Source organism: Paraburkholderia sp. GAS41 (assembly GCF_050436545.1).
In the GTDB taxonomy this organism is placed as follows: Bacteria; Pseudomonadota; Gammaproteobacteria; order Burkholderiales; family Burkholderiaceae; genus Paraburkholderia.
On sequence record NZ_JBNDMK010000064.1, the window covers coordinates 1 to 3,682 of the forward strand.

The following is a 3,682-nucleotide window of genomic DNA, read 5'->3' on the forward strand; positions in this document are numbered from 1 at the left end:
CCGTTCTCGGGCCACGTGTTCGCCTTCCGTGGTCGCCGGGGCGATCTGGTGAAACTGCTGTGGTGGAGTGGCGATGGAATGAACCTGTACGTCAACTAGCTGGCTTCATACTACAACTCCTTTTCTTGGATCAGAGGGTTTTGGATGCTGCGTTCTTTCGCGCGGTCAGTGAGTCGATCCCATCTGCTGCTGTGCTTCACAGGCGGGTGGGAATCCGGGACTTCATAGAGGAACGCGTAATCGTTATAGGCGTGTCGTTTGACGAGACCGTATTCGACCCACCTGGTGAGTGTCGCTTCGTGGATGCCGAGTCGAGCTGCGGCCTCCAGCTTTGTGAGCATGCCGCGGTCGCGCAATCTGTCGCGGCGGGATCGAAGTCCATTTCGCTGTGCGTTGTATGAGACTCGCAGAGCGTCGAACCGAATGTCGCTCTTACCTGGACGGACACAACCGCCGGGACGAATACCCCGATCATTAAGGATCTGTGCGATCTGAGAGCATGTATGGTGATCGAGAAGCTTGTCGATGAGCTCGAGGACCTCTGGCTTGGTTTTGACCTGTTGTGCAGATGTTTTGGGATTCTGTGCCGTGAGGGTTTCAGTCTTGCCGGCCTTGAAGCGAACGAGAATCTTTGTTGTCCCTTCGTCAGGAAGTTAGACCAGTGTGACGTCCTCGACGATATAGGCTAGCAGCCGCTTTCGCTCTCGATTCGCCAACGATGAATCACGCCACAGTGTTTTGAAGTCCGCTGTCATTGCGATGAGCCGGTCGCGGATCGCATCGTCGAGTATGAGACGCTCCTGCTGTTGGCTGCGCTCCCTTTGTTCTCTCGCGTCGGCCAATATGCGCAGCTTGTCGTTCCATTCTTGCTCGAGTGTGTCGGCGACCAGTCGGTTGCTTGGGTCGACCAGCATGAAGCGTCGTTGCGCAAGATCTGCATCGAGCCGGGCGCGTTCGATAGCGCGCAGGCGTAATCGATCAGCTTCATCGTGACGTGCTTCGATTTCCCTGCGTATCTCCCATGCTAGCTCAACGGCAGCGGGAGTCATCGACGCGACGACCAATGCGCCAACGGCTTCATCTATCGGCGCTCCGGCGATTGACTGACACGTAGGTTCGCCATGGGCGCCTTGTGCTCGGTCGCAGACATACCAGGCTTCTTGTCTTCCGCGTCGCGTAGCGTATCGGAGCCGGAGATAGCGGCCACAACGTCCGCAAACGGCGCGGCCCTGCAGAAGAGCAGCGCCCTCGCGAGGTGGCGATGACCGCGCGACTTTATACCCATGACCATTCGTCTCCAGAACAGCAAGGTTCTGCTCATACTGCTCCCAGGTAATGTATCCCGGATGGGCGTCCGGAATGCAAGCAAGCCAGTCATTGCGATCGCGCTTTTTTGGCACTTTCCGCCCGTCTGCAAGTTTGCGATAGTGCCTCCGACCGTAAGCGTAAGCGCCTGCGTAGCGCGGATTGTTCAACATGCGAAGTGCCGTTGACGCGGTGAGGTGCTGGAAGACCAGGAACTTCGCGTTGCGCATCCGGGATGGAAACAGGAGGCCCTCCTTCTTGAAGACCTTGACTGTCTGGCTGGCAGAGCCGACTCTCGAGAACGTCTCAAAGAAGTATGTGATGGTGTCTCGGACCTGGGAATCTGGGTCTAGCACTACGTTGCCAAGGTCGTCATATACGAAGCCGGTTGGTAGCACACACCGATACTCGCCTCGATTCACCTTGTTCAGAATCCCGCCTCGCAGGCGCGCTTTGAGAACATGAAGCTCCGCTTCACTCATGGTTCCCTTGAGCCCAAGCAGGAGACGGTCATTGAAACTTGCTGGATCGTATATCCCGTCTTCGTCGAGAATCAGCGTATCAGCAAGCGCGCAGATTTCCAGAAGTCGATGCCAGTCAGCATTGTTTCGGGCCAGGCGCGACACCTCCAGGCCCATGACGATGCCTGCGCGGCCCATGCCCACGTCAGTGACCAATCGTTGAAACCCCTCTCGCCAGGACGCTGATGCTCCAGATTCCCCTTGGTCGCTATCGATCGTGACGATCTGCTCGTCACGCCAGCCGAGTGCCGTCGCGCGTCCACGCAGGGCATATTGTCGCTTTGTGCTCTCGACGTTCTCAAGGACTTGCCGCATCGACGACTGCCGGACGTAGAGATAAGCGCTTCGTTCGAGGTGGTGAGGCTGAACTTTAAGGGACGCGTTCACGGTGTTCTCCGCTCATTGACCGTCACAGCCATGCCTGCAAGTACGTAGATGAAGCCTTGACGTTCGATGGGCGGAACGTTCGACGATGACCGAGTAACATTTGGTTCGGGCGGTGCACGCCCCGGAACCATCATGCGCGCCCATGTCCACATTCCTCGCGCAAGGAAGACGCTAAGTCCGCGCCGAGCTTCTACAGGCAGGGCTCGGCCAAGAGCAGCGGAACGCATCACCTCGTATTGCGCAGCGATCGGCGCCGACACGGTCGACGGCCAGGCGCAGCATCCCGCTATTCCACCGTTTTTTTTACACCGAACGCTCGCTCGATTGTTCTGGGGTGTACATCCAGACCAAATTCTTTGCGAACCAGCTTTGCCAGTTCGCGCGCTCGTAGTGGTTCTCCGGGCGTGTGTTGCAACTTGAGGAACGCCAATACCTCGCCCTGGATCTTGTGCGGACCATGCGGCCCACGTTTCCTTGGAACCAGCCCTGCGATTCCTCCCTGCTCGAAGTCCGTTCGAGCCTGATAGAACGTTGGCCGCGAAACACCATATTCGTCGGAGATCTGCGTTATGGAGGCCTTCTCAACAGAGACGCGCCGCAACATCTCATATTTGACCTGCACGGCGTCATGGGGATCGAAGAATCCACCCTCGTGGAACTTAGCATCGAGAACGTTCGATGGCGTTGGATTCAGCGTACCGTCCTCCGCGAGGACATCGGTCTTCGAGCGCTTGCGAACACTTGGCGGCACATTCACTCCAAATAGCTGCAACTTGATGTAATAAAATTATGCCGCGATACTGCCTTTGTCAAGTTCTATTGAGTTCAGATTCAAGCGTATTACTACGCAGCGATACGCACGTTTCCTGAAACCTATCCTCGAATTTGGCGGCGTCAATTGCTTTACATATGCGGCAAAAATATCTTTACGGCCCCGTACCGCTCCCGGCGCGTCTGTACGAAAGACGTCTTACTAATAGCGCAAGCTCCGTCAAGTCGTTGACAGTGAACAACGCGCGCTCTCGTCCCATGGATATCTCAGGATCAGGTTCGCTCATATCCGTCCATTTCGGCGGAACGGAGCAATAACTCTTGTCGTCGATGCGCAGCAGGAGACGTCGGCCAGACCGGTTATAGCGCTCCCCAACGCAGAGAAGTTGCTGTCCGCTGAACGGATGGAACGGGTGAGTAATGCGGACAAGATGTTCTGTGGCAACCCCAGAGCCTGTATTTCGAGGTATGTTACAAGCGCCTGGAGCGAGGCCGTTTCATCTGGCCGCAGGCCGACGCGGGATGCATCCATCTGTCGGCGGCACAACTGTCGATGCTGCTCGAAGGCATCGACTGGCGACGCCCCGAACGGACGTGGAAGCGCACATGCGCCGCGTAAATTTGCCCCCACTTCTGCGCGTGCCTGGTAAACTCTCAGGCATGCCAGTCAGCCGACTCCCCGACGACATCGACACACT

General features: G+C 57.0%; 5 protein-coding genes. 2 read left to right on the top strand and 3 right to left on the bottom strand.

The genetic code is table 11. The features are described 5' to 3' along the window. Positions 1-99, top strand: a 99-nt coding sequence (gene tnpB, locus P3T43_RS35340) for an IS66 family insertion sequence element accessory protein TnpB (protein ID WP_429285622.1), incomplete at its 5' end; no start/stop codon positions are given. Positions 100-653: 554 nt separating this feature from the next. Here the strand turns inward: tnpB (P3T43_RS35340) and P3T43_RS35345 are convergent. The 3 genes from P3T43_RS35345 to P3T43_RS35355 all read right to left on the bottom strand — a co-directional run bounded on the left by P3T43_RS35345 (position 654) and on the right by P3T43_RS35355 (position 3,454). After that, positions 654-2,213 carry a recombinase family protein gene (locus P3T43_RS35345; RefSeq protein WP_429285621.1) on the bottom strand — a complete coding sequence of 520 codons (1,560 nt, stop codon included), beginning with the start codon at positions 2,211-2,213 and terminating at the stop codon, positions 654-656. A gap of 286 nt (positions 2,214-2,499) precedes the next feature. After that, positions 2,500-2,964: a helix-turn-helix domain-containing protein gene (locus P3T43_RS35350; RefSeq protein WP_309854521.1), complete on the bottom strand. Its 465-nt coding sequence runs from the start codon at positions 2,962-2,964 to the stop codon at positions 2,500-2,502. Between the two features lie 175 nt (positions 2,965-3,139). After that, the gene (locus tag P3T43_RS35355) at positions 3,140-3,454 is read right to left on the bottom strand and encodes a DUF5372 family protein (protein WP_429285623.1); all 315 of its coding nucleotides are present in this window, start codon (positions 3,452-3,454) and stop codon (positions 3,140-3,142) included. Between P3T43_RS35355 and tnpB (P3T43_RS35360) the strand changes: the two genes are divergently transcribed. Further along, complete coding sequence (tnpB, locus tag P3T43_RS35360) at positions 3,439-3,603, top strand: IS66 family insertion sequence element accessory protein TnpB (RefSeq protein ID WP_429285624.1); 165 nt, start codon at positions 3,439-3,441, stop codon at positions 3,601-3,603. The two genes, P3T43_RS35355 and tnpB (P3T43_RS35360), sit on opposite strands and share 16 nt — an antisense overlap. The last annotated feature ends 79 nt before the right edge of the window (positions 3,604-3,682 follow it).